The sequence below is a fragment of the Mycobacterium sp. NGS16 genome, assembly GCF_059813225.1.
Window position 1 is genome coordinate 176,460 of the sequence record NZ_JCALEE010000004.1, and the last position, 25,970, is coordinate 202,429.

Consider the following 25,970-nt stretch of genomic DNA (forward strand, 5'->3'; position numbering starts at 1 on the left):
GGGCGTCTGGTTTTCCAGCGTTATCGTGCGTTAAATTGCATGAGACCGGATGGGCTGGACGTCCGCCGGCGGTGATCCACCCCTCTGGAGTGAAGGATCGCATCGTGACCGCTCAACCGTTTACCGCCACCGTTCTCGGCTCCCCCCGGATCGGGCCGCGCCGCGAACTCAAGCGCGCCACCGAGAGTTACTGGGCCGGCCGGATCGGGCAGGACGAACTGCAGAAGGTGGCCGCCGGCCTGCGCCGTGACACCTGGGCTCAGTTGGCCGCTGCCGGCCTGGATTCGGTGCCGGTGAACACGTTCTCCTACTACGACCAGATGCTCGACACCGCGGTGCTGCTCGGTGCGCTCCCGGCGCGGGCGGCCGGGGTGGCCGACGAACTGGACCGCTACTTCGCCGCCGCCCGCGGTAACGCCGACATCGCCCCGTTGGAGATGACGAAGTGGTTCGACACCAACTACCACTACATCGTTCCCGAGATCGGCCCGGACACCACGTTCGCGCTGAATCCGGCCAAGGTGCTTGCTGAGCTCAAAGAAGCTGTTGAGCAAGGGATTCCGGCCCGCCCGGTGGTCATCGGCCCCATCACCTTCCTGTTGCTGAGCAAGGCCGTCGACGGGTCGCCGGCGCCGATCTTCCGCCTCGACGAGCTCACCGACGTCTACGCCCAGCTGCTGTCCGCGCTGGCTGAGGCCGGGGCCGAGTGGGTGCAGATCGACGAGCCGGTGCTGGTGACCGACGTCGCCGCCGATGCCCCCGCGCTGGCCGAGCAGGTCTACGCCCGCCTGGGCGGGTTGAGTAACCGGCCGTCGATCCTCGTCGCCACCTATTTCGGCGACCCGGGCGCAGCCCTGTCGTCACTGGCCGCCACGCCGGTCGAGGCGATCGGCGTCGATCTGGTCTACGGCTCGACGGATTCGATTGCCGCGGTGCCGGAACTGGCCTCCAAGGTTCTGGTCGCCGGGGTGGTCGACGGCCGCAACATCTGGCGCACCGACCTGGAAGCTGCGCTGGCCAAGCTGGCTACGGTGCTGGGATCGGCGGCCGCGGTCGCGGTATCGACGTCGTGCTCGACGCTGCATGTGCCCTACTCGCTGGAGCCCGAGACCGGCCTGGACGACGCGCTGCGCAGCTGGCTGGCGTTCGGCGCCGAGAAGGTGACCGAGGTGGTCAGTTTGGCCCGCGCCCTGGCCGAGGGCCGCGAGGCGGTCGCCGAGCAGATCCACGCATCGAACGCCGCAGTCGCGTCACGCAAATCCGACCCGCGGCTCAACAACGCCGATGTCCGCAGCCGGATCGCGACGATCACCGCCGCCGGTACCCACCGGGGCAGCGCCGAGACCCGGCGGGCAGCTCAGGCCGACCGACTGCACCTGCCGCCGCTGCCCACCACCACCATCGGGTCGTTCCCGCAGACCGTCGACATCCGCAAGGCCAGGGCGGCGCTGGCCGCCGGGGAGATCGACTCCGCGGAGTACACCCGCCGGATGAAGGCGGAGATCGCCGACGTCATCGCACTGCAGGAGCAACTCGGGCTGGACGTGTTGGTGCACGGCGAGCCGGAGCGCAACGACATGGTGCAGTACTTCGCCGAGCAACTGGAGGGGTTCTTCGCCACCGCCAACGGCTGGGTGCAGTCCTACGGCAGCCGCTGCGTGCGCCCCCCGGTGCTGTTCGGCGATGTCGCCCGGCCGCACCCGGTGACCACTGCATGGGCCACCTACGCCCAGTCGCTGACCGACAAACCGGTCAAGGGCATGCTCACCGGCCCGGTCACCATCCTGGCCTGGTCGTTCGTCCGCGACGACCAGCCGCTGGCCGATACCGCCAACCAGGTGGCGCTGGCGATCCGTGACGAGACGCTGGATCTGGAGAAAGCCGGCATCGCGGTGATCCAGGTCGACGAGCCGGCGCTGCGGGAACTGCTGCCGCTGCGCAAGGCCGACCAGCAGGCCTACCTGGACTGGGCGGTCGGCGCCTTCCGGCTGTCGACGTCGGGAGTGAGCGACGCGACCCAGATCCACACCCACCTGTGCTACTCGGAGTTCGGTGAGGTGATCGGTGCGATCGCCGACCTGGACGCCGACGTCACTTCCCTGGAGGCGGCGCGCTCGCACATGGAGGTGCTCGACGACCTCAACGCGATCGGGTTCGCAGGCGGTGTGGGGCCGGGCGTCTACGACATCCACTCGCCGCGGGTGCCGTCCACCGATGAGATGGCGGCGTCGCTGCGTGAGGCACTGAATGCCGTTCCGGCGCAACGCCTCTGGGTGAATCCGGACTGCGGCCTGAAGACCCGCAAGACCGACGAGGTGACCGCCTCGCTGGCCAACATGGTCGCCGCGGCCCGAAAAACCCGAGCAACCCACGCTGGGATCAAGTCCTGACCCTGAGCCGCGCGTGCGCCGGCACCGCCCGACCCGCTGGAATTCGCAGTAATTCACCGGCATTTCAGGTCGGGTCCCGCCGGCGTTCAGCCGGCCGCTGCTTACCGGCCCTACCTTCGGTCGCGAAGGGGAGTAGTTCCTACCCGCCACGCCTGTGGCGGATGTGGATGGTCGTCAGTACGGCGGGCCAACCCGCCCGGTCATTCAGCGGACCCAGGACTTTCGCGAGCGAGACCTTCGGACGATTGACCATGTCGACCGAAGCTCTCTGGGAATTCAGCAGATTCGGTCGCCGAGCGAAGGAGACCGATGCCCCCCTCGATGCCCGCTCTCATCGACGAAGCCGAACCGGCACCTGATGAGGTACTCGACGCGATCACCGACGTAGTGGGTGAGGCGCCCGGCGACGACGGCGACGACGTCGCCGACGGGCGACGACCTCGTCCATCCCCCGCGCCCGGCGACGGCTTGCTGGCGATGACCACCGCGGCGATGGCAGGCGTCAGCGCCGTCGGCCTGGGCATCGCGCTGGCCGGACGCGTCCTGCGGTTCCCACGTTTGCCGGCGAGTGTCCAAGGCGCCGTAGTCGCCCTGGACCACCAGCCGCGGCTGCGCCGGCTGCTCGAGGAACGAATCGGCAAGCGCGCGACCGACACGGCGTTGGGTGCGGCCTCCACCGCCGCCAACGCGCTGGCCGTGGCGCCGTCGATCCTGGCGGTGGACCTGGCGATCAACACCTTCAAAGCCGCCGAAGCGCGCGCCGTCGCCCGGGCCTGGTCCCGGCGCGAACCGGAACTGGGCCGCCCCGCCACCGGATCGGCCGCCCCGTCGGCCTCCCGCCTGGTGCCGTCGCCGGCCGGGCCCGTCGAAAACCACCTGCAGCGCAGCACCTGGGTCCAGGCGATCGGCGCTACCGTGGTCGGCGCGGCCAGTCGCGACCCGAACCTGGCCGGCACCGCCGCGTTGGTCGCCGTGCCGAAAGCCGCGCGATCCACCCAGGAATCGTTCACGGCGACGCTGGGCCGTGGGCTGGCCAACAACGATGAAGCGCTGCAAGTCGACCCGGACAGCCTGCGCCGACTGGATCGGATCGATGTGGTGATTCTCGATCCGCGAATACTGCGCAGTGCAGCGCTGCGGTTGGTGCGGCTTCGCGGTGCCGGCGAGAAGGACCTGACCACCTGGGAGCGCGCCCAGGCCATGCTGGCGGCCGGCGACCTGCAGCCCGGGTGGCACCGCGTCGCCGGCACCCGCCGCGGCAAGGCACGTCCCACTACCGAGGCGCTGTTCGCACCGGCACCCCATCCGCTGGCGGCCGCCACACTCGCCGAGACACAGCGCGCCGACGTGCAGACCATTACCGTCGATGACTCCGCCGGTCTGGGCGAGTTGCGGCCCGCGTTCGACGAAATCGCGCCGATGCCAGGCGATTCGGTCGACGACGCGCTGCTCGACGCGGTGCACAAGTATCAGCAGGAAGGCCACACCGTCGCGGTGGTCTCCTCGGCGGCTGCCCAGGCATTGTCGGCTGCCGATCTCGGGGTGGGCATCCGGTCTGAGGCCGGGCCGGCTTTCGAAGACCAGCCGCAACCGCTGGACGCGGACCTGATCGTCGATGATCTGGCCGGGGTGTGGCGGGTTCTGCACGCGCTGCCGGCGGCCAAGGAAGCCAGCCGCCGCGGTGTCGAACTGTCCATCGGCGCTTCGGCGTTGGGTTCTCTGCTGCTGATCCCGACCGTGCGGGGCCGCGGTCCTGGACCGGTGGTGTTGGGCGCGGCAGCGGGTCTGCTGTCTGGCTACTGGTCGGCCCGCAAAGTGGTCAACGCGCCGCTGCCCCGACCGGTTCCGGTCGACGAGTGGCATGCCATGTCGGTTGAGCAGGTGCGTGCCGCGTTGGCGTCGTCTGCGGAGCCCACCTTCGCGCCGCGCGCTGCCGACAACGCCGGGCGCCACACGATCTGGCAGTTTTTCGACGCGGTGCGCGACGAGTTGTCCGACCCGCTGACCCCGGTGCTGGGACTGGGCGCCACGGCCACCGCGATACTGGGTTCACCGATCGACGCGTTGCTGGTGGGCTCGGTACTGGCCAGCAACGCCGTCCTGGCCGCCGGCCAACGGCTCAGCGCCGAGCTGCGGCTGAATCGACTGCTCGCCGACCAGATCCCACCCGCCTGGAAGGTGACGATCCGGCCGGACGGCACCCGGGAACGGGTTCAGGTGCTTCCCGAGCAGTTGCAGCGTGGCGATCTGATCGAGGTGGGTCCCGACGACGTGGTGCCGGCCGATGCCCGCGTCATCGAGCAGGAGAAACTGGAAGTGGACGAGGCATCACTGACCGGTGAGTCGCTGCCGGTGACCAAACAGATCGACGCCACCCCGGGCGCGGAACTGGCCGAGCGTCGCTGCATGCTCTTCGCCGGCACCACCGTGGCAGCCGGGACCGGCCTGGCATTGGTGACCGCGGTGGGGCCCGACACCGAGGTGCGCCGCGCCGCCGATCTGGTCACCAGTCGGCACGGCGACATCGGGCTCGGGCATCAGCTCGGCCAGATCACCAACCGGACCTGGCCGCTGAGCCTGGTCGCCGGCGGATTGGTCAGCGCCCTGGGGGTGCTGCGCGGTACCCGGCTGCAGCAGGCGGTGGCGCACGGCGTTTCAGTAGCTGTGGCCGCCGTCCCCGAGGGCATGCCGGTGGTGGCGACCCTGGCTCAGCACGCCTCGGCGCAGCGGCTCACCAAATCCGGTGTGCTGGTGCGGGTGCCGCGCTCGGTGGAGGCTCTGGGCCGGGTCGACGTGGTGTGCTTCGACAAGACCGGAACCCTCAGCGAAAACCGGTTGCGGGTCACCGAGGTGCGCACGGTTTCCGATCATTCCCGCGATGAGGTACTGCGTTGCGCGGTCCGCGCGACACCGTCGACGAAGGGTCAAAGCCACGTCGACGCCACCGACGCCGCGATCGTGACGGCGGCTGCACCGGTGCCCGGCGCCGTCGCATCCGAGGGGCCCGATGCCCATCTGCCGTTCCGTTCCGGACGGCCGTTCGCGGCATCGGTGTTCGGGCCCGAGTTGACCATCAAGGGCGCCCCCGAGGTGGTGCTCGCCGCCTGCGAAAGCGTCCCGGCCGATATCAACGACGTGGTGGAGCAGCTGGCCGACGACGGCCTGCGGGTGCTCGCGGTAGCACGCCGTGAGCTCAGTCCCGCTCAACTGCAATCACTTTCGGCCGACCCTGACGATCCCGAAGCCCAGCTGGCGGCGATGGCGCGCCAGTGCGCCGACGGTTTGACCTTGGTCGGCTTCGTCGGCATCTCCGACACCCCGCGCGCCGGGTCGGCCGGGCTGCTGGCCGAGCTGCACCGCCGGCAGGTGCCCGTTCGGATGATCACCGGCGATCACCCGACCACCGGCCGCGCGATCGCCCGCAAGATGGGATTGCAGATCACCGCGGAGCAGGTCATCACCGGCACGGAATGGGAGACGTTGTCGGGTAAGGAGCAGGAGCGGGCAGTAGCCGAGAAGGTGGTATTCGCCCGGATGTCCCCGGCGAACAAGGTGCAGGTGGTGCAGGCGCTGGAACGCAGCGGCAAGGTGTCGGCGATGGTCGGCGACGGCGCCAACGACGCCGCCGCGATCCGGGCCGCCACGGTGGGGATCGGGATCGTCGCCCAGGGCAGCGACGCCGCCCACACCGCCGCCGACGTGGTGCTGCTGGACGGTCGCATCGAGACCCTGCTGGATGCCCTCAACGAGGGCAGCCAACTGTGGCAGCGGGTGCAGGCCGCGGTAGCGGTGCTGTTGGGCGGCAACGCCAGCGGCGCGCTGTTCGCGATCGTCGGCAGCGCGCTGACCGGTCAGGCCCCGCTGAACACCCGCCAGCTGCTACTGGTCAACATCGTGACCGACGCGTTCCCGGCCACCGCGCTGGCGATCAGCCAACCCCGGCGCCCGATGCCCTTCGGAGGGCGTGGGCCCGACGAGAAAGCACTGCTGCGCGCAGTGACGCTGCGTGGCACGACCACGGCCAGCGCCACGCTTGCAGCGTGGTTCATGGCGCGAGTCACCGGGTTTCCCCGGCGCGCCTCCACGGTGGCGCTGGTCGCGCTGGTGACCACCCAGTTGGGACAGACCCTGCTGGAGTCGCGCTCACCGCTAGTGCTGGCCACCGCGGGCGGCTCGTTCGCGGCGATGGCACTGTTGATCAGCCTTCCCGGTATCAGCCAGTTCATGGGATGCACGCCGCTCGGCCCGATCGGCTGGGCTCAGGCACTGGGATCAGCGGCGGTCGCGATCACCGCGGCGGGCATCGCGCCCCGCTTCTTCTCGCGTGCCGAGGCGGCGTGAGGATGGTGAGGCGAATCTCCCCCCAAGGGCAGAGTCAACAGATCGGTGCAACTAGCCTCGGCGTCATGGACTTCACCACGCTCCGCCATGAGGTCGAAGACGGCATTCTCACCGTGTACCTGGACCGACCGGACAATCTCAACGCGTTCACCGTCGAAATGGCCGAAGAGTTGGAGCGCACCTTCGTCGAGGTCAACGACGACGACGCCGTCCGCGCGGTGATCGTCACCGGCGCCGGGCGTGCGTTCTGCGCGGGCATGGACCTGTCCAGCTCGGGCAACGTGTTCGGCCTCGACGAGTCCAAGTCGCCGTCCCTGGCCGACATGGCCGACCTCGACGATCCGGAGCTAGCCCGGGTGCGCGACACCGGCGGGCGGGTGACGTTGGCGATCTATGGCTGCCGCAAGCCGGTGATCGCCGCGGTCAACGGTGCCGCGGTCGGGATCGGCGCCACCATGATGCTGGCGATGGACGCCCGGCTGTTTTCGACCAAGGCGCGGTTCGGTCTGGTGTTCGGGAAGCTGGGCATCACCCCGGAAGCCTGCTCGACGTGGTTCCTGCCCCGCATCGTCGGTATGCCAACGGCTTTGGATCTGCTCTACCGCGCCGACATTCTCGACGCCGAGGCTGCTCAGGCCTGCGGGCTGGCGAAAGCGGTCTACGAGCCGGACGCACTGCTGGCCGAGGCGCGCGCGCTGGCCGACGCCTGGACCAAGGGCCGCTCACCGGTATCGTTCGCGCTGATCCGCCAGATGCTCTACCGCAACTCCGCGCAGCCCGACCCGGTCGAGGCGCACCGGGTGGATTCGCTGGCCATGTTCTACACCAGCATCGGCGACGGCGCCGACGGCGTGCGGGCTTTCCTGGAAAAACGCGACCCCCGGTTCACCTCCCGGGCATCGGAGATGCCGCCGTTCTACGCCGAGTGGGTCAACCCCGCGTAACCGCGTCGCTCGACTCGACGTGCACCGGCACGTCGTCGTCCCACGGCTGGCGGGTCACCATGTCGGCCACCCGCACATAGCCGCGCTCGAACTCCCCGGTGGCGGCGTCCACCAGCCGGTAGCGCTGGGTCTGCCGGTGGATCGGCTGCGCATCGAGGATCACCACCCGCACCTCCCCCGGCTCGAACCCGCACCGCTTTTGCAATGCGGCGATCAGCTGCTCGTTGCTGAAGTGTCCGTCGCCGAAGTTCCAGCCGATCGCGGTGCTGGTGATCCGCTCGCCGTCGGTGAGGACGTAGTCGTCCTCGTTCTGGTCGGCCATCGCGCGATGCGCCAAGGTGAACAGCGCCCGGCCGTGAGTGTTGAAGGCCCGGAACGCATACCCCATGTACATCGGGATCTGGGCAGCCTCCTTGCTGCCGTAGAACTTCTCCAGCTGGGCGGCGGGCATGCTGGCGATCGCCACGATCCCGTTGGCGATCTTCGCGTCGGCGGACGGCTTGATGCACCACAGCGTGGTGTCCCAGTTGCCCGCGTAGTAGCGCATGCCGGGCAAGAAGGACACCTTGCGGGGGAACAGGTTTCCGAGCACCACGGTTCCGGCGACGACGGCGAACAGCAGTATCGGCAGCGGCGTCGTCAGATCACCCAGGCCGATCGAGGAGTGGCCGACGAACAGGGCCAGCACCGAAAACATCATGAAGACGTTCCATTCCAGCGGCACGCCCATCGGAATCGCCGACAGGATGCCGAAGTGGAAGCACAGCATGACGAACGCAGCGATCGCGGTAGGCCAGCCGCCGTGGCTGAAGAACAGCACCAGCGGCACCAGCCCCTCGATGAACGTCGAAAAATGCGCCAGCCAGCGCGAGCGCCGGCCCGGCCGCAAATCGTCCGGGAAGTGTTCGAAGAATTTGCGTTTGATCGACCGCGCCCGAAACAGCGGGTTGTTGCTCATCATGGTGGAGATGACGAACGGGAAGTGCTTGTTCAGTTTCGACGTCGCGGCACCCAGCCAGATGACCAGGCACACCAGCTTGGCACCCAGGATCATGTCCACGCCGTAGCCGGTGAACAGGAAGGCGACGGTGAAGGAGGCGTACACCTCGCCGCGGGCGGCCAAGAAGATGACCTTGTCACGCAGGCCCAGCACCGCCAGCACGCCCAGCACCGCCCAGATCTGCCACGTTGGCAGCACCCCGACCGTCGTGCCCAGCGCCGGGACGGGTCCGGTGCCGTCGGAGAAGATCGCGATCAGCAACAGCACCAGCAGCGCGCCGTAGAGCAGCGCGTCGATCGGGGTGCGCCGGTCACCGGCGGTCAGCGGTATCCGGTTCGGCCACGGCGGCAGCCGGATGGTGTTGGGCCGCAGCCAGTACAGGATCGAGCCCATCGGCGGGAAGAACCGATTGTTCAGCGGGCCGAACCCGCAACCCAGGCCGATCACCTCGAACAGCATGGTGTAGAGCACGACCTTCTCGAACACGATCGGCTCGGCGTACCAGTGCGCGACATCGGTGAAGCCGTCGATGCCGGCGGTGCTCAGCGCGATCAACCACGCGCCCAGGATGTACAGCCCGATCTTGACCACGTAGAACAGGTGCAGCAGCACCGGGGTGCCGAAGCCGACCTCGGCCCAGTGCCGGGCCATCGGGACGATCCGCTCCGCCCGAGTGCCCTTGCTCCACTCCTCGAAGTCGATCTGCGGGGTGTCTTGTTTGAGAAATCCCATGATCGTCAGATTAGAACGTGTTCTAGATGCCCGCGCGGAAACCGGCTCTTGACTGCTACTACGCACAGTAGTAGTAAGGGTGGTACGGGCCCTCCCCATCCGTACCTACCTCAGGACGGTGACCATGATGAGTGATCAGACATCGGATCGGCTTCTCCGGTGGGCCGCAGTTGCTTTCGCGATCGGCTTCGCCGTCCACGGGCTGGACCATCTGCGCCGCGGCATGTCGGCGTCACCACCGGCGGTCATGGTCGGCGGCACGGTGCAGGGCGTGTTCGTCGTGGCCGCGGTCGCGATGGTGCTTCGGCGTCACCCGCTGGCGCCACGGCTGGCCGCCTTCGTCGGCTTCGGCAGTGCGCTTCTGTTCACCTACGCACACCTGCTGCCGACGTTCTGGCCGGCTTTTCAGGACAGCTTCATCTCCCTGCCGCACATCAATGTCATGTGGTTCTCCTGGTTCAGCGCTGTCGCCGAGATCGGCACCGGCATCGTCGTCGGTGGCGCCGGCATTCGGGCCGCGCGTGGCAGCCGACTGGCCGGAATGCCAGCGTTTTGCGACCTGGCCGGACCGTCGTCCGGACTCAGCCGACTTTGAGTGCGCGCTGCTCCTGGCCGGTATAGGCGCTCAACGGGCGGATCAGCGCGTTGGCGGCGGTCTGCTCGATGATGTGCGCGGTCCACCCGACCACCCGGCTCATCACGAACAGCGGGGTGAACATCGCGATGTCGAACCCCATCAGGTGGTACGCCGGGCCGGTGGGGAAATCGAGATTGGGCTTGAGCCCGGTCGCGGCGAACATCTCGGTTTCCAGCACCTGGTAGATCTCCATCCAGCGCCCGCCGTCCCGAGCTGCGGCGACCCGGTCCAACGCCCGCTTCATCGTCGGCACCCGCGAGTCGCCGTGCTTGTACACGCGGTGGCCGAATCCCATCACCTTCTCCTTGCGGGCCAGCTTGCCGTGCAGCCACTGTGCGGCCTTGGCCGGCTCACCGATCTCGATCATGTCGTGCATGACCGCCTCGTTGGCGCCGCCGTGCAGGGAACCCTTGAGGGCACCGATCGCGGCGGTGACCGCGCTGTAGATGTCGGACTGGGTCGAGGTGACCACCCGGGCGGCGAACGTCGACGCATTGAACCCGTGTTCGGCGTAGAGGATCATCGACTGCTCGAACGCCGAGACGATCAGTTGGTCGGGGACCTCCCCGAAGCACATCCGCAGGAAGTTCTCGGCGTAGCCGAGGTGGCTGTGCGGCGCCACCGGGGCCAGGCCGCGCCGGCGGCGCAGGTCCACCGCGACGATCGTCGGCAACACCGCGAACATCCGCAGGGCCTTGGCGGCATTGGCCGCCTCGGCGCTGTCGTCCTCGGCGGGGTCCTCGGCGCCGAGGTAGCTGATCACGGTGCGCACCACGTCCATCGGGTGGCAGTTGTCGGGGAGTTTGGCCACCAGCGACAGCAGTGACTGGTCCACCCGGCGAGCGGCCCGCTCCCGTTGACAGAACAGCGCCAATTCGGCATCGGTCGGCAGCTCACCGTGCCACAACAGGTAGGCGACCTGCTCGAAGCTCACACGCGCGGCCAGGTCCTGCACGGGGTAGCCGCGGTAGGTCAGGGAGTTGGTCTCCGTCACCACCTTCGAGATAGCGGTGGTGTCGACGACGACGCCGGCCAGTCCCTTGTGGATCTCTGCGGTGGTCACCGGTGGCCTCCTTGGACGGTGAAATTGAAGATCTCGGAGTCGAACTCGTTGTAGTCGGCGTAGCGCAGCAACTCGTAGAGCCGGCTGCGCTGTTGCATCCGGTCCAGCAGACCGGTTTGCGTCCCCTGCGTGTCGATCGCACGCAACCCGGATTCGACGGCAAACATCGCCAGGCGCAGCGTCGTGACCGGGTAGATGACGACGTTGTAACCGATCTCGTCCAGTCGCCGTGCGGTCAGCAACTCCGACTTGCCGAACTCGGTCATGTTGGCCAGCAACGGGATGTCCACCGCGGCCCGGAACCGCTCGAATTCACCTGGCCCGCACAGCGCTTCGGTGAAGATCAGATCCGCCCCGGCGTCGGCGTAGGCCTTGGCGCGATCGATCGCGGCCGGCAGCCCCTCGATGGCGGCCGCATCGGTGCGCGCGCAGATGATGAAGTTCGGGTCTCGGCGCGCGGCTACCGCAGCGCGCAGGCGCTTGACCATCTGCGCGGGCGGCACCACCGCTTTGCCGTCGAGGTGTCCGCACCGTTTCGGGTTGACCTGGTCTTCAAGGTGGCAACCGGCCAGGCCGGCGTCTTCGAGCACGGTGACGGTGCGCGCAGCACTCATCGGCTCGCCGAACCCCGTGTCGGCATCGACCAGCGTCGGCAGGTCGGTGACTGCCGCGACCTGCGCTCCGCGGCCCGCGACCTCGGTCAGTGTGGTCAGCCCGATGTCCGGCAGCCCCAGGTCGGCGGAGAGCACCGCGCCGGAGACATAAACCCCCTCGAACCCGATCTCGGCGATCAGTTTGGCCACCAGCGGCGAGAACGCCCCCGGAAACCGTTGCAGCCGACCAGAATCGAGTCCGGCGCGAAACGCCGCACGCTTGGCGGCGGGCGAGGTCATCGCGCCGAGCAGCCCACTCACCGGAAGATTCCCTTCGGTGTGTCCGGCGCCTTGTCGAGCACCAGCGGATCGATCAGGATGTTCAGCGCGCCCAATTCGCCGCCACCGAGCCCCACCAGACCTTCGACCGCCCCCAGGAAGCGGTTCTGCTCGGCGGGTTCGACCACTCCCTCGGCGAGTTCGGTGAACTTGGCGGTGTACTGCTTGCGGCCGAACGGCCGCGCCCCCAACGGATGCGCGTCGGCGACCGCCAACTCGTCGATGATCACCTCGCCGCTGGTCAAGGTCACCTCGGCGCGTGCCCCGTAGGCCTTCGCGCGCGGGTCGCTCGAGTGGTACCGGCGCGTCCACTCCGGGTCTTCGACGGTGGAGATCTTGTGCCATAGCGCGATGGTGTCCGGGCGGTGTGCCCGCTCCGGGGCGTAGGAACGTTCGTGGTGCCAGGTGCCGTCCTGCAGCGCGACGGCGAAGATATACATCACCGAGTGATCGAGGGTCTCCCGCGAGGCGTCCGGATCGAACTTCTGCGGGTCGCCAGAGCCGGTCCCGATCACGTAGTGGGTGTGGTGGCTGGTGTGCAGCACGATCGTTGCGACCTGCCCCAGATCGCCGATGCGCTCACGCAGGCGGCGGGCCAGATCGATCAGCGCCTGGCTCTGGTATTCGGCCGAGTGCTCCTTGGTGTAGCTGTCCAAGATGGCGCGCTTTGCTTCACCGGGGCCGGGCAGTGGCACCTGGTAGGTGTGCTCGGGCCCGGACAGCAGCCAGGCGATGACGCCGTCTTCGCCCTCCCAGATCGGTGCCGGGGATCCCTCGCCGCGCATCGCCCGGTCGACCGCCTCGATGGCCACCTTGCCCGCGTAGGCCGGTGCGTAGGCCTTCCAGCTGGAGATCAGACCCTTGCGGGACTGCCGGGTCGCGGTGGTCAGGTGCAGCGCCTGGCCGATCGCGGAGTAGATGGCCTCGGGGCCCAGTCGCAGCATGGTGCCGATGCCGGCGGCCACCGACGGGCCCAGGTGCGCGACGTGGTCGATCTTGTGCTCGTGCAAGCAGATTCCCTTGGCCAGGTCGATCTGGACCTCGTACGCAGTGGCCAGGCCGCGGATCAGATCGGCGCCGGAGACGCCGAGCTGTTGGGCGACGGCGACCAGCGGCGGGATGTTGTCACCCGGGTGGGAGTATTCGGCGGCCAGGAAGGTGTCGTGGAAGTCCAGTTCGCGCACCGCGACCCCGTTCGCCCAGGCCGCCCACTCCGCCGAGAAACTGCCCGGCACACCGAACACCTGCGCCCCCGGCTGCGCCGGGTAGGCCGGATGGGCGAGTGCCTGACGGCGGGCAACCGTCACCGGCCGGCGCAACACCGAGGCGGCGCTGACGGCGGCGTTGTCGATGATCCGGTTGATCACCATCTCGGTGGTGTCGTCAGGGACCGCGACCGGATCGGCCGCTAGCTCCGCGAGCTTCCAGGCCAGGTGTTCGGTGCGGGGAAAGTCCTCGGCGCTGCGGTGGGTTCGGACGTTGTGTACCTGCATATTCCACATGCTACGCAGTGGCTGTAGCTGGCGGAACCTGCTGCTACTGCGTATTTGTGCATCCCGGAGGGAGTGTTTTTGCAAACCTTGCGAATACCGCAGGCGCTAAGCTGCATGCCATGGCACCCTCCACCACCCGGACCTTCGCCGGGGCTCGGCTGCGTCGCCTGCGCGAGGAACGCGGCCTGACCCAGGTGGCGCTGGCGCGGGAGCTGAACCTGTCCACCAGCTACGTCAACCAACTCGAGAACGACCAACGGCCGCTCACCGTGTCGGTGCTGCTGACGCTGACCGACCGGTTCGGCCTGCCGGCGCAGTACTTCTCGGGCGACTCCGACGCCCGGCTGGTCGCCGACCTGCGCGAGATGTTCACCGCGGCAGCAGGCGAACACGCCGCGAGCGACAGCCAGATCGAGGAGCTTGTCGCGCGCATGCCCGAGATCGGCAACAGCCTGGTGACCCTGCACCGTCGGTTGCGCGGCGCCACTGAGGAATTGGAGTCCTATCGGTCGCGGGTGTCCGGCGACGCGGCGCAGGCTGTGGCTCGTCCGATGCCGTTCGAGGAGGTCCGGGATTTCTTCTACGACCGCAACAACTACATCGCCGAGCTCGACGACGCCGCGGAGCGACTCTTTGCCGATGCTGGAATGCGGTTCGGCGGCTTGGACGTTCAGCTGTCGGAACTGATGTCCGAACGGTTCGGCATCACGGTCGCAGTCGTCGACGACCTGCCGGCGGGAACCAAGCGCATCTTCGATCCGGCGAACCGGGTGCTACGCATCGCGCACTGGCTGTTGGCGGGCCAACGCGCCTTCCAGCTCGCCACCCAGCTGGCTCTGCTGACCCAGGCCGAGCTGTTGTCCGAGATCGTGGCACAGGAACCGTTATTGAGCCCGGAAGCGCGCGGCCTGGCCAGGATCGGGTTGGCCAACTACTTCGCCGGTGCGTTCCTGTTGCCCTATCGGCAGTTTCATCGATCGGCAACAGAGTTGCATTACGACATCGACCTGCTGGGCCGCCGCTTCGGGGTCGGGTTCGAAACCGTGTGCCACCGACTGTCGACGCTGCAAAAACCCGGCCGGCGCGGGGTACCGTTCATCTTCGTGCGCACGGACAAGGCCGGCAACATCTCGAAACGGCAGTCGGCCACTGCGTTTCATTTCAGCCGGGTCGGCGGCAGCTGCCCGTTGTGGGTGGTGCACGATGCGTTCAGCCAGCCGGGCCGGATCATCACCCAGGTCGCGCAGATGCCCGACGGCCGCAAGTACTTCTGGATCGCGACCACTACGCCGCCCGAGGGACGCGGCTACCTGGGACAGCACAAGACTTTCGCGGTCGGGCTGGGCTGCGATCTGGCGCACGCCGACAAACTTGTGTACTCCACCGGAATCGCCCTCGACGATGAGGCCACCGTGGTGCCGATCGGAGCGGGCTGCAAGATCTGCGACCGCGCGGCATGCTCGCAGCGGGCCTTTCCGTACCTGGGCCGGCGCGTCGTGGTCGACGAGAACGCCGGCAGCGGATTGCCCTACTCGCCGGTCACGGCCGGCGGCCGGTAGAACAGGAGCAGCTGGCCGACCGCACCGGCCAGTCCCAGCCCGAGCGAGATCGCCAGACCCGCCCAGCCGTTGAGCCAACAGCGGCAGAAGATCTGGTGATCCAGGCTCAGCCGGCCCGGCCCGAGCATCGCCACCACGACGGCGCCGGTGGCCAGCACCAGGTTGTACTCCCAGCCCTCGCTGAGCACGAAGAAGCCGTTGGCGCGGTGCACGGTCCACACCGCGACCGACATCAGCGCGACGAACCCGGCGGCCGCGATCGGGGTGAGCAGCCCGGCGGCCAATCCCAGCCCGGCCGCGACCTCGGCACTGGCCGCCGTTACCGCCTGGAATTTGCCGAACTTCATCCCGATGCTCTCGAACCACCCTGCGGTGCCCGGGATGCGGCCCCCGCCGAAGAACTTGTTGAAACCGTGCGCCGCCAGGGTCACGCCCAGCACCAGGCGCAGGATCAGCAGGGCAACATCAGCAGCAGTAACCATGAGCCCGAACCTACAATGACGCATCCAGTAATCGTAGGTATACGTCGATTTCGCTGATCGCCGATTCGGCGGCGTGCACGCTGATCACCACCGTGTCGCCGATGCCGTGGACGCCGTGGGTGAGACCCATCGCCGGGGACAGCGCGGGAAACCCGGCGGTCAACAGCACCGGCGCGGTACCGAAGCGCAGGTCCGCCGCACCCCGGTACACGCTGGACACCACGGTGTTGCCGGTTACCCGCACCGGCCGGGCCTGCGCGTCGAACTTTTCGACACCCCAGCGCAGCAGCGCCGCCGGGGTCGCCGCGAACGCCCGGTCGGCGGCCGCCGTGGCCGGATGCGCCGCCCGACGCCGGCCGCCGGCAAGGTCGGCACAGATCCGTTCACGGCGGGCCTCGCCGCCCAGATCCGGATACAGCCCGACCGGGATGTTGCCGAAATGGTTATGCGCCAGCCGAATACCCGCCTTGGCCATCGGCACCTCGGCGCCCAGGGCATCGCATTGCCCATCGAGATACTGCGACAGCGCCGCGGACACCGCCGACAGCACCGCCACGGTGACGGTGGGCCCACCCAGTTCGTCACGGCGGCGCACCAGGGTGCGCACTGCGCGGGCCCCGGCGGGCCGGTTGTTGGTGGCCAGCAGCGGCCGGTCTCCGACCGGAGGCGGCAACAGCCCGGCTGCGGTGTCGTCGACGCGTGCGCGGTGCGTACGGGCCGCGGCGACAGCGCGCCAGGGCAGAAAACCGCGCACCGGGGCGTCCACCGCGCTCACCGGCGTTGCGCGCCCGAACAGCCACGCCGCCAGCGCCGAGGCCCGGCCACCGTCGGCGAGGGCATGGGCGATCTGCAGCACCGCCACCGTGCCCGCTTCGCGGTGGCCGGGGATGTCGTGCACCGGAGCGAACACGTGCAGTCGCCACGGTGCCGCCCGGGCGTCGAGCTGGTCGTCGATGAGCTGCACCACCGCGTCCAGGCAACCGGCCCAGCTGTCGTCGCGGGCCCGATGCCGCACTGCGCCAAGGTGGTCCAGCGTCGGCACCCACCGCGGGTAGCGCAGTGCACCGGCGTCCTGGACCCGCATGCTCAGGTCCGGGCTCTGCCGGGCCCGGGCGAGCAGTTCCGCGATGGCGCCGTCGAGGTCGGCCGGCACCCCGGCGAAGGCGTAGAGCAGGAACTGGTCGCTGGGGATCTTCGCCGACATCCAGTAGAACTGCGCGTCGACCGCGGCCATCCGGCGCCCGCGCATCAGGTCAAGAATTGCAGCACCCGCTCGGCCACCTCGTCGGGCTGCTCGAGTTGCAGGAAATGCCCGGCATGCTCGATCACGGCCGCGGTACTGCCGTCCGCCAGTGCCGGGCCCACCCATCGGGTGAAGGCCGGTGACATGCAGCCGTCGGTGCGCCCGTGCAGGTACAGGATCGGCAACCGCGGCAGCTGCAGCCAGTGCCGGTGCAGATCGGCGTAGCGATCCGGCACCTGCACACTGCGCAGGGCCCGGTACGGTCCCAGCGCCGCCCGCCAGCCCTCCGGCGTCCCGATCGCCGCGTCGACGTGCCGCAGATCCTCCTCGGCGTCATAACCGGGTGACCAGCGCCGCCATAGCCGCGGCAGCACCCACGAGGCGGACCGATCCGGCAGCCACGGCAGTTGGAAGTAGCCGATGTACCAGCTACGCACCAGCTGCGCCGGCAGATGGCCGGCCAGAACGATCCCGTCCGCTGCCCCCACCGCGCGAAGCGCCGCCGGCGGGGGCACCGACATGATCACCGCCTTGGCGAACGGGCTGTCGGGCAGGGCGGCCAAACCGGTGGCCGTGAGCGCGCCCCAGTCGTGACCGATCACCACATCGCGTCCGGTCCCGCCCACGGTGTCGTAGACCCGCAGCGCGTCGTCCATCAACGCCCCGACGTGGTAGCTGCCGTCGTCGGGGATCGACGACGGGGCGTACCCCCGCATGAACGGCGCCACCACATGCCAACCGGCCGCGGCCAGTCGGGGCGCCACCCGCCGCCAGCCGTAGGGGGTGTCGGGAAATCCGTGCAGACACAACGCGACCGGGTTGCCCGGCTCTCCCCAGCTCAGCGCCTTGAGTGCCACCGGGGGTACCGTCACGTCGATCCACCGCGGTTCACTCATCGTCCACCCCTCAGACCGGCTCGAAATCCGCGACGAGCCACCGGCCGTCGACTTTGTCCAATGCCACCCGGTAGCTCGATGCGACCTCGGCCGGCTCGGCCGATCCCACCGTGACGACGCGGTCGGCGAAGACCAGCACCGCGGCGTGATCGCGGGTGGCCCATACCGACGCCGCTCCGGGAACTTCGGCTATCGCGGTGACCTTGCGCGCCTGGGCGTCGGGGATGATCTGCTCGCGGGCCCGCGCCGCGAACTCCGCCCGGAAGCCGGCGGTCATCGACTGCTGCGCACCGGCCAGGTCGCGCTCGATGGTGTCGGGGGTAAACGACAGTATCCGGATCGTGTATTCGGTTGCTGCCCTGATGGTTTCGGCATTGGCTGCTTCGTCGGCGCGGATTGACCCCTCGTACCACTTCAACCACCCGGCCGCTGCCGTCATGGCCAGGATCAGCCCCGGCAGCACCCCGTAGACCAGCCGCCTCATGTCACGTACTCGACGTCGGAAACCTTGGCCTGCTTGCCCATCCGCTGCACCGTCAGCCGCATCCGCAGCTCATGCGGCCGCAGATCGAGACCGCCCAGATGCTTTGACGCGACGCTGATGGCCACCAGCACCTGCGCCTCGTCCCCGGACTGCCATTCCAGACCCGCCTCGCTCACCGCGCTGACCGCCTGCGAGCGCTCCCGGGTGACCGTCTCGATCAGCAACGGGGCCCGCTTGGCAAACCGCTCGTAGAACTCGCCGGTCGCCGAATCCAGGACGCGCTGCACATCACCCTGGGGGTCTTGGTAGTCGACCGTGGTGAGGTCGAGCGCCGTCCGGCGGGCCGCCTGGAGGAACATCTCCCGCTGCGTGGCGGCGCTGTGGGCCGCCTCGGCACGGAAACCGAGCCAGCCGAGCAGGCCCGCCGAAATCACCACCCCGATCAGACCCGCAATCAGTGCCCGACGCTGCCCGGCGTCGGCGATGTCTTCACCCTCCATGATTCACTCTGTCTACCATCTCCTGATGAGCACAGCCCAGACCGTCGAATTCGACGGCGTCGGCGGCGTCACGCTGGTCGCCGACGAATGGAACCGGGGTGTCGCTGCTGACACCGCCCCGACGATCGTGATGCTGCACGGGGGCGGCCAGAATCGGCACTCCTGGCATAAGACCGGTCAGATCCTGGCCGACCGGGGCTATCACGTTGTCGCGCTCGACACCCGCGGCCACGGCGACAGCGACCGCGCGCCCGGCGCCGACTACGCCATCGAGATGCTGGCCGCCGATGCGGGCGCGGTGATCGACGCGATCGGCCGGCCGGTGGTGCTGATCGGGGCGAGCATGGGCGGGTTGACCGGGATCCTGGTCGCCGATCAGCTCGGCCCGCAGCGGGTGGTCAAGCTGGTGCTGGTCGATGTGGTGCCGCGCTACGAGAAGCAGGGCAGCGCTCGGATCCGCGACTTCATGTTCAGCCACATCGACGGCTTCGACTCGCTTGAGCAGGCCGCCGACGCGGTGGCGGAGTACCTGCCGCACCGGACCAAACCGCGCAGTCCCGAAGGGCTGAAGAAGAACCTACGATTCCGGGAGGGCCGCTGGTACTGGCACTGGGATCCGGCGTTGATGACCAAACCCGGGGACGATCCGGCGCTGCGCACCGAGAAGATCGAGGCGGCCGCTATCGGCCTGCAGATCCCGATCCTGCTGATCCGGGGCAAGCTCTCCGACGTGGTCAGCGCCCACGGTGTTCAAGACTTCCTGGCCAAGGTTCCTCATGCGCGTTTCGTCGAATTGTCCGAGGCCGGGCACACCGCGGCCGGTGACGACAACGATGCCTTCAGCGCGGCCGTCGTCGAGTTCGTGTCCGGCTGAATGTTCGGGATCGGGTGGCTGACGCCGACGCTGCTCGTGGTCGGTGCGCTGGCGGCGGTGGTCGTCGGCGAAGCCGTCGCTGTGGTGGTGCTGAGCCGACAGTTGCGCGGGGCCCGCGCCGAGGCCGAGGCGTTGCGACAGCGGGTCGACACTCGCAACCTGCTCTTGACCGGCGGTCGGGAGGCCGTCAAAACCGTATGGCAGACCGCGAACCTGGTGCGCAAGCAGGGATTCGGGGCGGCCGTACGCTCATCGATCGAGGACCTCGCCGACTGGGCCGAGGTGGAACGCCCCGACCTGGCCCGGCTCACCCCGGACGGGCACGTGGTGATCTTGTTCACCGACATCGAGGAGTCCACCGCGCTGAACGAACGCATCGGCGATCGGGCCTGGGTGAAGCTGATCGCTCGGCACGACGAGATGGTGCAACGCACGGTCCGCGTGCGCGGCGGTCATGTGGTCAAGAACCAGGGCGACGGCTACATGATCGCGTTCGCGGAGCCCGAGCAGGCGGTGCGCTGCGCCATCGATATCCAACGGGCACTGCAGCAGCGGCGCGGCCGCAAACCGGCGCACCCGATCCGGGTCCGCATCGGAGTGCACATGGGCCGCTCGGTGCGCCGCGGCGACGACTTGTTCGGGCGTAACGTGGCGATGGCCGCGCGGGTGGCCGCCGCCGCCGACGGCGCCCAGATCCTCATCAGCGGCCCAGTTCGCGAGGCGGTCAAGGAGTGCGACGACATCGCTGTCGGCGCCGGCCGCGACGCCGAGTTGAAGGGCTTCGCCGGCACCCACCGCCTCTACGCGGTCGACGTCGCCGACTAGACCGAGTCGCCGGCCTCGGCCAGCCGCTGATGCAGCCGGGCGCGGACCTCGTCGGGGGTGTAGGCCCGTCGGCGGCGCTGATCCCGCGCCACCAGCACTCCCCCGGCGGCCACCCCGACCACGCCCGCCAGGCCGATCCATTTCCAGATGCTGCGCACGCTCACACTTTATGGTGCTGAGCGTGGACGAACACTCCGTGACGTTGGAGCGTGCGCTGGCCGAAACCCGCACCGGCGACATCTGGCTGTTCCGCGGCCGCTCCGGCCCCGACCGCGCCATCCAGACCGTGTCCAACGCCCCGGTGAACCACGTCGGCATGACGGTCGCCCTCGACGACCTGCCCCCACTGCTCTGGCATGCCGAACTCGGCGACAAGCTGCTCGACTTCTGGACCGCCACCTTCCACCGAGGGGTGCAGCTCAACGATGCCCGGGCCGCGGTCGAACAGTGGATGGGCCGCTATCAGCAGCGCTGCTGGTTCCGTCAGCTCAGTGGAACCGTCACCCGCGAACAAGAAGACCGACTGCTGCAGGTTATCGCCCGGATGGACGGCACCGCGTTTCCTACCACGGCCCGGCTGACCGGCCGCTGGCTCCGCGGCCGCTTGCCGACCGCGGCGGACTGGACCCGCGGAATTCCGGTGCTGGACCGCAAGGTCCGCGAAGCCACCCGGCGCCGCAAGGCGCACCGAAGCAAGGTCGCGCTGCAAACCGCCTACTGCGCCGAGACGGTGGCCATCACCTACCAGGAGATGGGACTGCTGTCGACCGACAAGAGCTCGAACTGGTTCGACCCGGGGTCGTTTTGGAGCGGCGACATCCTGCCGCTGACCCGCGGCTACCACCTGGGCCGCGAGATCGTCGTCGTGGCCTAGTCGACGGTCAGTTCGCCCATCCGCGACCAGTCCGTGGCGTCGAGTTGCTGGCTGATGATCTTCGGCGTCGACACCAGCGCCTGCGGCATGACGGCCATCGCCCGTGTGAAGTGCTCACTGTTGACGTGCGCACTGCCGGCGTCGCCGTCGCGGAACGCTTCGACCAGCACGTATTCGCATGGGTTGTCCAGGCTGCGGGACCACTCGAACCACAGGTTGCCTTCTTCGGCCCGGGTGGCTTCAGTGAACTCCGCGACCAGCTGCGGCCAGCGCTCGGCCCACTCCGGTTTGGTCTGGAATTTGACCACGATGAAGATCACCCTTGCTCCCTACCGCCTGGCGCTGATTCACCGGCGAGCGTAGCAACGCTGCGGCCAGACCTCGCCGATCCAGACCAGTGTGCCGAGGACCGGGAAGACGGCGCCGAGCACGCAGACCGCCCCCCAGCCCCACGCCCCGTAGACGACGGCCGACGCCACGCTGCCCAGCGAGCCGGCGGTGAAGTAGCCGGTCATGTAGGCCGTGTTGAGCCGGCTGCGTGCCGTCGGCCGCAGCGGATAGAACACACTCTGGTTGCTGATGTGCGTGCCCTGGATACCCAAGTCCAACAACGCCACCCCGACGGCGAGCAGGGCGACCCGGCTCTGGCCGGCCCACAGCAGCAGGAAGCTCAGCGCGGTCACGGCGGTGAAAACCCCGGTCTGCCAACGGGCATAGCCCTGGTCGGCGAACGCGCCGGCGAATTTGGCGGCTAGCGCCCCGGCCACCCCGAAGAAGGTGAACAGCCCGATCTGCCCGTCGGACCAGTGGTAGATCCCGCCGGCGAGCATGAACCCGACGCTGGTCCAGAACACCCCGAAGGACGCGTAGGTGAGCATCCCGTAGGCCATCCGCAGCCGCAGCACCGGCTCCTCGCGGATGATCGCGACGACCGAGCCGAGCAACCGGCCATAGCTCATCGTGACGGCGGGCGGGTGCACCGGCAGCGCGCGGACCAGTGCGCACGCGACCAGCATCAGGGCGGCCGCGACGACGAACACCGCCCGCCATCCGGCCACCGCGGCGATCAACCCGGCTACCACCCGAGACAGCAGGATGCCCAGCAGCAGTCCGGTCATCACGCTGCCGATGACCTGGCCGCGTTCGTCGTCGCGGGCCAGGGTAGCGGCGAACGGCACCAGCACCTGGCCCACCACCGAGCCCAAGCCGACCAGCACCGCGGCGACGGCCAGCACCGGCCAGCTCGGCGCAAACGCCATCCCGAGCAGGCATACGCAGGTGCCGGCCAGCATCCAGGTGAGCAACCGGCGTCGCTCCAGCAAGTCACCGAGCGGCACCAGCAGCGCCAGGCCGATCGCATAGCCGACCTGGCTTGCGGTGACGATCAGCCCGACGCGGGTAGTCGAGGCGTGGAAGTGGCCGGCGATGGTGTCGACCAGCGGTTGCGCGTAGTAACTGTTGGCCACCACCAGGCCGGACGTCAGGGCCATGACGAGCACCAGACGACGGTCCAGCCGCGCCGGTGCGGACTCAGTGGTGAGGGTCATTTGTTCATGGTCACCCCGCACGACTCTGATGTAAAACAAGACAATTAAGTCGATCTCATCGCTAAAATCGATAGATGGAGATCAGGCAGTTGCAGCACTTCGTGGCGGTGGCCGAATCCGGCCACTTCACCCACGCCGCCGAGGCACTGCACATCTCCCAGTCGGGCCTGAGCGCATCGATTCGGGCCCTGGAAAAGAGCGTGTCCACGCCCGTGTTCGAGCGCACCACCCGTTCGGTGGTGCTCACCGCGGCCGGTCGCGCGCTACTGGGACCCGCCCGGCGCATCCTGCGTGAAGTGGCCGCCGCGGAGTCCGCGGTGGCCTCGATCCGCGATGCCGAGGCGGGCCAGCTGGCACTCGGGGTTGTGCAGACGTTCACCGCCGTCGACCTGCCGGCCACCATCGCGCGGTTGCATGCCCGGCATCGCGGGATCCAAGTGCTGCTGCGGGAGGCACCCACCTCCGATCTGCTGGCCTCGGTCGACGACGGCGAGTTGGACCTGGCGTTCGTGGCCCTGGATGCCGCACCGCTGCCGGCGGGGCTGGCCGCGTTGCGCGACTACCCCGAAACACTGGTGCTGGTGGTCGGCGCCGGACACCCGCTGGCCCGGCGCACCACGGTGCGGATCGCGGACTTGGCCGAGCAGTCCTTCGTGGAGTTTGCCGCCGGGCTGGGTCTGCAGACGGTGGTGGCCGCGTTGTTCCGCGACGCGGGTGTGCAGCGGCGGATCGCGTTTCGCACCAGTCAGATGGACCAGGCGCTGAGCCTGGTCGAGCACGGCCTCGGGGTGGCCGTGGTCCCCGAGCCGGTCGCCCGTCCCAGTGGGCTGCACATCGTGCGGTTGCGGCCGATCAGCGGCGCCAAGCCGCCCACCCGCCGGCTGGCGCTCGTCGGTCGCACCGCGGTGCCGACCAATCCGGCCGCTCGGGCGTTTATGGACCTGCTGCCCGCTGCCTAACCGACCTCGAGGCGAGTGCGCACCGGAGTCGGATTGGTGGTGAGATCCAGTACCGGGCAATGAGATTCGACGATCCGATGCAGTTCGGCGTAGCGCTCCTCGGTTTCCGGGCCGGTCACCGTGATGACGACCCGTACCTCGCTGAAACCGGGCCGGACGGAGTCGTCCAGGCCGAAGAACCCGCGCACGTCGAGGTCGCCCTCGGCGCGTCCGGTGATCTCGTCGACGGTGATGCCCAGCTTCTCGGCCCAGTACCGCCAGGTGACGATCTGGCACGACAGCAGCGAGCCCAGGTAGTACTCCACCGGATTCGGGGCGGTGTTCTCACCGCCGAGCGTCGGCGGTTCGTCGACTTCGACGCTGTAGCGACCCATGGTGATCGTGCTGGCAACCGCGTCGTGGGCGACTGCGGAGGCCCGGAACACGACCTGGGAACTGGCCGGATCGGCCGCGGCCGGGTCGCTGGTGGCAGCGACAACGGCGGCCAGGCGGGTGGTCGATGAGGTCATGCCGGTCAACAGTAGTGGGCCGCGCAGCTACCGGGGCTTGGCCGGTGCCCACGGCAGGGGCTAGCCTGAGCACCGTGGAGGTACTACGGCACGTAATAGTTCTGCTGCACATTGTGGGCTTCGCGGTGACGTTCGGGGCACTGGTCGCCGAGGCCGCAGCGCGGCGCTTCCAACTCACCCCGGTGATGGACTACGGCGTGGTGCTCTCGCTGCTGACCGGCTTGGCGCTGGCCGCTCCTTGGCCCGCCGACGTGGTGCTCAACTACCCCAAGATCAGTACCAAGCTGGTGCTGCTGATCGCCCTAGGCGCCGTGCTCGGGATCGGCCGGGCCCGGCAACGCCGCTCCGGTGAAGCGCCGCGCGCCCTGTTCTATGCCGCGGGCGCATTGGCTCTGACCGCCGCGGGAATCGCCGTCATCTGGTAGCCCTCAGAGCCCGAATTTGGCGCGGGCGGCGTCGGTGACCGGGGTGAACAGATTGACCAGGTTGCCGTCGGGGTCGCGGAACAGCAGCGCGCGGTTGCCCCACGGCATGGTCGTCGGCTCGGTCACGACCTCGGACACGTGCCCGCGGAGGCGCTCGAACTCGGCGTCCACGTCGTCCACGATGAACTCCAGGATCGCGCTGCGATTGGCGCTCGGCTCGGCGGAGCCGGCGCCGAACAGCGGAACCGTCTTGTCGCTGCCGATGGCCAGCGTGCCGACCGGTGTCGGGATCTCGGCGAACAGCTCGTTGCCCCAGACCGCCGAGACGCCGGTGACCAACTCGTAGAAGGCGACCAGGCGCTGGACGTCGGCGGTGATGATGCGAGTCGAAATGAACTTCATGCCGGGCAGGCTAACCGCGACCCCCGACATGGCCCCGCCCGCGCCTACCGCCGTCCTCTCGATGCGGAAAGGACCGGCCGTGCCACGGCTCGGTACGGGCGCATGGCGCGCTCGATGGATAAGCGCACACCGTCGATCAACCCGTTCATGCGGCGCCTCCTGGCGCGGAGCTTCAGGAAGTACCGGGCTCCGATGCACACCGCTGCGGTCACCACGAGAATCCACAGCGTCGCCGCCACCAGGTAAATCACCTCAACAACCGCCATGAGGACGAGCGTCCTCTGCCTCCGTTGCGGTCAGGTCACCGGCGAGCCACACGTCGGCGACTTTCGTTCCCGCGAAATTGAAGCTGCGCAGGTGATTCGGCCAATGCTCCAGCGTGGCTGCAATCTCGCGGGAGATCACGCCCGGTAACCTGTCGCGGTGGATCCGGTGCTCGACGAAGGTCCGTTCTACCACGGAACAAAGGCCGAACTAGGCGTCGGAGACCTGCTCACCGCAGGCTTCCGTTCCAACTACCGGCCCGAAATCGTCATGAACCACATCTATTTCACCGCCCTGCGCGACGGTGCCGGACTGGCGGCCGAACTCGCCGCCGGCGACCGCCCGCCGCGGGTGTATCTCGTCGAACCGACCGGTGCGTTCGAGAACGATCCGAACGTCACCGACAAGAAGTTCCCCGGCAACCCGACCCGCTCCTACCGCAGCACCGAACCGCTCCGGGTCATCGAAGAAGTCGACGACTGGCCACGGCTGACGCCTGAAGCCCTCCAGGAGTGGCGCGACCGGCTGGCTACGCTCCGGGCGGAGGAGCGCGACGAGATCATCAACTAAAGCCTTCGTCTCACCGTCCGGGTTA

Annotated in this window: 27 protein-coding genes; 11 read left to right on the plus strand and 16 right to left on the minus strand. The window is 68.7% G+C overall.

Annotated elements, in window-relative coordinates; all coding sequences use genetic code 11:
- Positions 1-104 precede the first annotated feature (104 nt).
- The 3 genes from metE to AC5Y4Q_RS12545 all read left to right on the plus strand — a co-directional run bounded on the left by metE (position 105) and on the right by AC5Y4Q_RS12545 (position 7,675).
- Positions 105-2,390 carry a 5-methyltetrahydropteroyltriglutamate--homocysteine S-methyltransferase gene (metE, locus tag AC5Y4Q_RS12535; RefSeq protein ID WP_499959155.1) on the plus strand — a complete coding sequence of 762 codons (2,286 nt, stop codon included), beginning with the start codon at positions 105-107 and terminating at the stop codon, positions 2,388-2,390.
- Between the two features lie 309 nt (positions 2,391-2,699).
- Positions 2,700-6,731: a cation-translocating P-type ATPase gene (locus tag AC5Y4Q_RS12540; protein ID WP_499959157.1), complete on the plus strand. Its 4,032-nt coding sequence runs from the start codon at positions 2,700-2,702 to the stop codon at positions 6,729-6,731.
- Positions 6,732-6,796: 65 nt separating this feature from the next.
- The gene (locus AC5Y4Q_RS12545; protein WP_064923528.1) at positions 6,797-7,675 is read left to right on the plus strand and encodes a crotonase/enoyl-CoA hydratase family protein; all 879 of its coding nucleotides are present in this window, start codon (positions 6,797-6,799) and stop codon (positions 7,673-7,675) included.
- Here AC5Y4Q_RS12545 and AC5Y4Q_RS12550 read toward each other — a convergent pair.
- Positions 7,662-9,407, minus strand: a complete 1,746-nt coding sequence (locus AC5Y4Q_RS12550; protein WP_064923527.1) for a DUF3556 domain-containing protein — start codon at positions 9,405-9,407, stop codon at positions 7,662-7,664. The two genes, AC5Y4Q_RS12545 and AC5Y4Q_RS12550, sit on opposite strands and share 14 nt — an antisense overlap.
- A 127-nt stretch (positions 9,408-9,534) precedes the next feature.
- Here AC5Y4Q_RS12550 and AC5Y4Q_RS12555 point away from each other — a divergent pair, with 127 nt between their 5' ends.
- The gene (locus AC5Y4Q_RS12555) at positions 9,535-10,002 is read left to right on the plus strand and encodes a hypothetical protein (protein ID WP_131809615.1); all 468 of its coding nucleotides are present in this window, start codon (positions 9,535-9,537) and stop codon (positions 10,000-10,002) included.
- Here AC5Y4Q_RS12555 and AC5Y4Q_RS12560 read toward each other — a convergent pair.
- Genes AC5Y4Q_RS12560 through prpD form a run of 3 tightly spaced genes read right to left on the minus strand, consistent with a single transcriptional unit; the run spans position 9,989 to position 13,532 of the window.
- Positions 9,989-11,107 carry a bifunctional 2-methylcitrate synthase/citrate synthase gene (locus AC5Y4Q_RS12560; protein WP_064923523.1) on the minus strand — a complete coding sequence of 373 codons (1,119 nt, stop codon included), beginning with the start codon at positions 11,105-11,107 and terminating at the stop codon, positions 9,989-9,991. The genes AC5Y4Q_RS12555 and AC5Y4Q_RS12560 overlap by 14 nt on opposite strands.
- On the minus strand, positions 11,104-12,000 hold the full coding sequence (gene prpB / locus AC5Y4Q_RS12565; protein WP_419179713.1) for a methylisocitrate lyase: 897 nt from the start codon (positions 11,998-12,000) through the stop codon (positions 11,104-11,106). Before prpB ends, AC5Y4Q_RS12560 begins: the two co-directional genes overlap by 4 nt.
- Positions 12,001-12,017: 17 nt before the next feature.
- A complete protein-coding gene (gene prpD, locus AC5Y4Q_RS12570) occupies positions 12,018-13,532 on the minus strand; it encodes a 2-methylcitrate dehydratase PrpD (RefSeq protein WP_064923519.1) in 1,515 nt (504 codons plus the stop codon).
- 119 nt (positions 13,533-13,651) lie between these two features.
- Here prpD and AC5Y4Q_RS12575 point away from each other — a divergent pair, with 119 nt between their 5' ends.
- Positions 13,652-15,091 carry a short-chain fatty acyl-CoA regulator family protein gene (locus AC5Y4Q_RS12575; protein WP_064923517.1) on the plus strand — a complete coding sequence of 480 codons (1,440 nt, stop codon included), beginning with the start codon at positions 13,652-13,654 and terminating at the stop codon, positions 15,089-15,091.
- Here AC5Y4Q_RS12575 and AC5Y4Q_RS12580 read toward each other — a convergent pair.
- Genes AC5Y4Q_RS12580 through AC5Y4Q_RS12600 form a run of 5 tightly spaced genes read right to left on the minus strand, consistent with a single transcriptional unit; the run spans position 15,061 to position 18,696 of the window.
- The gene (locus tag AC5Y4Q_RS12580; protein ID WP_064923515.1) at positions 15,061-15,573 is read right to left on the minus strand and encodes a DoxX family protein; all 513 of its coding nucleotides are present in this window, start codon (positions 15,571-15,573) and stop codon (positions 15,061-15,063) included. The genes AC5Y4Q_RS12575 and AC5Y4Q_RS12580 overlap by 31 nt on opposite strands.
- Before the next feature lie 10 nt (positions 15,574-15,583).
- Positions 15,584-16,822 (minus strand): WS/DGAT/MGAT family O-acyltransferase, encoded by a 1,239-nt coding sequence (locus AC5Y4Q_RS12585; RefSeq protein WP_499959161.1) that lies wholly within the window; start codon positions 16,820-16,822, stop codon positions 15,584-15,586.
- Positions 16,822-17,712, minus strand: coding sequence for an alpha/beta fold hydrolase (locus AC5Y4Q_RS12590; RefSeq protein ID WP_499959163.1), 891 nt, complete (start codon positions 17,710-17,712; stop codon positions 16,822-16,824). Before AC5Y4Q_RS12590 ends, AC5Y4Q_RS12585 begins: the two co-directional genes overlap by 1 nt.
- A gap of 10 nt (positions 17,713-17,722) precedes the next feature.
- On the minus strand, positions 17,723-18,196 hold the full coding sequence (locus AC5Y4Q_RS12595) for a hypothetical protein (protein WP_064923509.1): 474 nt from the start codon (positions 18,194-18,196) through the stop codon (positions 17,723-17,725).
- On the minus strand, positions 18,193-18,696 hold the full coding sequence (locus AC5Y4Q_RS12600; protein WP_499959165.1) for an Rv1363c family protein: 504 nt from the start codon (positions 18,694-18,696) through the stop codon (positions 18,193-18,195). Before AC5Y4Q_RS12600 ends, AC5Y4Q_RS12595 begins: the two co-directional genes overlap by 4 nt.
- Positions 18,697-18,721: 25 nt before the next feature.
- Here AC5Y4Q_RS12600 and AC5Y4Q_RS12605 point away from each other — a divergent pair, with 25 nt between their 5' ends.
- Together AC5Y4Q_RS12605 and AC5Y4Q_RS12610 are read left to right on the plus strand one after the other, a co-directional pair.
- Positions 18,722-19,570 carry an alpha/beta fold hydrolase gene (locus AC5Y4Q_RS12605; protein ID WP_499959167.1) on the plus strand — a complete coding sequence of 283 codons (849 nt, stop codon included), beginning with the start codon at positions 18,722-18,724 and terminating at the stop codon, positions 19,568-19,570.
- Positions 19,571-20,395: an adenylate/guanylate cyclase domain-containing protein gene (locus AC5Y4Q_RS12610; RefSeq protein ID WP_125224721.1), complete on the plus strand. Its 825-nt coding sequence runs from the start codon at positions 19,571-19,573 to the stop codon at positions 20,393-20,395.
- Here the strand turns inward: AC5Y4Q_RS12610 and AC5Y4Q_RS12615 are convergent.
- Positions 20,392-20,553, minus strand: coding sequence for a hypothetical protein (locus AC5Y4Q_RS12615; protein ID WP_109535731.1), 162 nt, complete (start codon positions 20,551-20,553; stop codon positions 20,392-20,394). The two genes, AC5Y4Q_RS12610 and AC5Y4Q_RS12615, sit on opposite strands and share 4 nt — an antisense overlap.
- An 11-nt stretch (positions 20,554-20,564) precedes the next feature.
- Between AC5Y4Q_RS12615 and AC5Y4Q_RS12620 the strand changes: the two genes are divergently transcribed.
- Positions 20,565-21,269: a guanylate cyclase gene (locus AC5Y4Q_RS12620; protein ID WP_499959170.1), complete on the plus strand. Its 705-nt coding sequence runs from the start codon at positions 20,565-20,567 to the stop codon at positions 21,267-21,269.
- On the opposite strand, the gene AC5Y4Q_RS12625 is transcribed toward AC5Y4Q_RS12620, so the two are convergent.
- Positions 21,266-21,589: a putative quinol monooxygenase gene (locus AC5Y4Q_RS12625; protein WP_064923500.1), complete on the minus strand. Its 324-nt coding sequence runs from the start codon at positions 21,587-21,589 to the stop codon at positions 21,266-21,268. The two genes, AC5Y4Q_RS12620 and AC5Y4Q_RS12625, sit on opposite strands and share 4 nt — an antisense overlap.
- Before the next feature lie 27 nt (positions 21,590-21,616).
- Positions 21,617-22,816, minus strand: a complete 1,200-nt coding sequence (locus AC5Y4Q_RS12630) for an MFS transporter (protein WP_499959172.1) — start codon at positions 22,814-22,816, stop codon at positions 21,617-21,619.
- Between the two features lie 74 nt (positions 22,817-22,890).
- Between AC5Y4Q_RS12630 and AC5Y4Q_RS12635 the strand changes: the two genes are divergently transcribed.
- Positions 22,891-23,775 carry a LysR family transcriptional regulator gene (locus AC5Y4Q_RS12635; protein WP_064923498.1) on the plus strand — a complete coding sequence of 295 codons (885 nt, stop codon included), beginning with the start codon at positions 22,891-22,893 and terminating at the stop codon, positions 23,773-23,775.
- On the opposite strand, the gene AC5Y4Q_RS12640 is transcribed toward AC5Y4Q_RS12635, so the two are convergent.
- Positions 23,772-24,284, minus strand: coding sequence for an OsmC family protein (locus AC5Y4Q_RS12640; RefSeq protein ID WP_064923496.1), 513 nt, complete (start codon positions 24,282-24,284; stop codon positions 23,772-23,774). The genes AC5Y4Q_RS12635 and AC5Y4Q_RS12640 overlap by 4 nt on opposite strands.
- A gap of 74 nt (positions 24,285-24,358) precedes the next feature.
- On the opposite strand from AC5Y4Q_RS12640, the gene AC5Y4Q_RS12645 reads away from it, so the two are divergent.
- The gene (locus tag AC5Y4Q_RS12645; RefSeq protein ID WP_064923494.1) at positions 24,359-24,709 is read left to right on the plus strand and encodes a hypothetical protein; all 351 of its coding nucleotides are present in this window, start codon (positions 24,359-24,361) and stop codon (positions 24,707-24,709) included.
- 3 nt (positions 24,710-24,712) lie between these two features.
- Here AC5Y4Q_RS12645 and AC5Y4Q_RS12650 read toward each other — a convergent pair whose 3' ends face one another.
- Genes AC5Y4Q_RS12650 through AC5Y4Q_RS12660 form a run of 3 tightly spaced genes read right to left on the minus strand, consistent with a single transcriptional unit; the run spans position 24,713 to position 25,516 of the window.
- Positions 24,713-25,111: a VOC family protein gene (locus AC5Y4Q_RS12650; RefSeq protein WP_064923492.1), complete on the minus strand. Its 399-nt coding sequence runs from the start codon at positions 25,109-25,111 to the stop codon at positions 24,713-24,715.
- 44 nt (positions 25,112-25,155) lie between these two features.
- Positions 25,156-25,377, minus strand: a complete 222-nt coding sequence (locus AC5Y4Q_RS12655; RefSeq protein ID WP_065019425.1) for a hypothetical protein — start codon at positions 25,375-25,377, stop codon at positions 25,156-25,158.
- Positions 25,364-25,516 (minus strand): hypothetical protein, encoded by a 153-nt coding sequence (locus tag AC5Y4Q_RS12660; RefSeq protein ID WP_165604370.1) that lies wholly within the window; start codon positions 25,514-25,516, stop codon positions 25,364-25,366. Before AC5Y4Q_RS12660 ends, AC5Y4Q_RS12655 begins: the two co-directional genes overlap by 14 nt.
- Before the next feature lie 18 nt (positions 25,517-25,534).
- Here AC5Y4Q_RS12660 and arr point away from each other — a divergent pair, with 18 nt between their 5' ends.
- Complete coding sequence (gene arr / locus AC5Y4Q_RS12665; RefSeq protein WP_125224719.1) at positions 25,535-25,945, plus strand: NAD(+)--rifampin ADP-ribosyltransferase; 411 nt, start codon at positions 25,535-25,537, stop codon at positions 25,943-25,945.
- Positions 25,946-25,970 lie beyond the last annotated feature (25 nt).

What these genes read in the sequence shown, in the direction of transcription:
- AC5Y4Q_RS12635 (WP_064923498.1), top strand. Translation starts at nt 22,891, where the DNA reads ATGGAGATCAGGCAGTTGCAGCACTTCGTGGCGGTGGCCGAATCCGGC.
- AC5Y4Q_RS12590 (WP_499959163.1), bottom strand. Translation starts at nt 17,712, where the DNA reads ATGAGTGAACCGCGGTGGATCGACGTGACGGTACCCCCGGTGGCACTC.
- AC5Y4Q_RS12640 (WP_064923496.1), bottom strand. Translation starts at nt 24,284, where the DNA reads ATGACCTCATCGACCACCCGCCTGGCCGCCGTTGTCGCTGCCACCAGC.
- AC5Y4Q_RS12655 (WP_065019425.1), bottom strand. Translation starts at nt 25,377, where the DNA reads ATGGCGGTTGTTGAGGTGATTTACCTGGTGGCGGCGACGCTGTGGATT.
- AC5Y4Q_RS12550 (WP_064923527.1), bottom strand. Translation starts at nt 9,407, where the DNA reads ATGGGATTTCTCAAACAAGACACCCCGCAGATCGACTTCGAGGAGTGG.
- AC5Y4Q_RS12555 (WP_131809615.1), top strand. Translation starts at nt 9,535, where the DNA reads ATGAGTGATCAGACATCGGATCGGCTTCTCCGGTGGGCCGCAGTTGCT.
- AC5Y4Q_RS12600 (WP_499959165.1), bottom strand. Translation starts at nt 18,696, where the DNA reads ATGGAGGGTGAAGACATCGCCGACGCCGGGCAGCGTCGGGCACTGATT.
- AC5Y4Q_RS12630 (WP_499959172.1), bottom strand. Translation starts at nt 22,816, where the DNA reads ATGACCCTCACCACTGAGTCCGCACCGGCGCGGCTGGACCGTCGTCTG.
- AC5Y4Q_RS12620 (WP_499959170.1), top strand. Translation starts at nt 20,565, where the DNA reads ATGGTGCTGAGCGTGGACGAACACTCCGTGACGTTGGAGCGTGCGCTG.
- AC5Y4Q_RS12575 (WP_064923517.1), top strand. Translation starts at nt 13,652, where the DNA reads ATGGCACCCTCCACCACCCGGACCTTCGCCGGGGCTCGGCTGCGTCGC.
- prpD (WP_064923519.1), bottom strand. Translation starts at nt 13,532, where the DNA reads ATGCAGGTACACAACGTCCGAACCCACCGCAGCGCCGAGGACTTTCCC.
- AC5Y4Q_RS12540 (WP_499959157.1), top strand. Translation starts at nt 2,700, where the DNA reads ATGCCCCCCTCGATGCCCGCTCTCATCGACGAAGCCGAACCGGCACCT.
- AC5Y4Q_RS12610 (WP_125224721.1), top strand. Translation starts at nt 19,571, where the DNA reads ATGTTCGGGATCGGGTGGCTGACGCCGACGCTGCTCGTGGTCGGTGCG.
- AC5Y4Q_RS12650 (WP_064923492.1), bottom strand. Translation starts at nt 25,111, where the DNA reads ATGAAGTTCATTTCGACTCGCATCATCACCGCCGACGTCCAGCGCCTG.
- AC5Y4Q_RS12595 (WP_064923509.1), bottom strand. Translation starts at nt 18,196, where the DNA reads ATGAGGCGGCTGGTCTACGGGGTGCTGCCGGGGCTGATCCTGGCCATG.
- AC5Y4Q_RS12585 (WP_499959161.1), bottom strand. Translation starts at nt 16,822, where the DNA reads ATGCGCGGGCGCCGGATGGCCGCGGTCGACGCGCAGTTCTACTGGATG.
- AC5Y4Q_RS12605 (WP_499959167.1), top strand. Translation starts at nt 18,722, where the DNA reads ATGAGCACAGCCCAGACCGTCGAATTCGACGGCGTCGGCGGCGTCACG.
- AC5Y4Q_RS12580 (WP_064923515.1), bottom strand. Translation starts at nt 15,573, where the DNA reads ATGGTTACTGCTGCTGATGTTGCCCTGCTGATCCTGCGCCTGGTGCTG.
- prpB (WP_419179713.1), bottom strand. Translation starts at nt 12,000, where the DNA reads ATGACCTCGCCCGCCGCCAAGCGTGCGGCGTTTCGCGCCGGACTCGAT.
- AC5Y4Q_RS12545 (WP_064923528.1), top strand. Translation starts at nt 6,797, where the DNA reads ATGGACTTCACCACGCTCCGCCATGAGGTCGAAGACGGCATTCTCACC.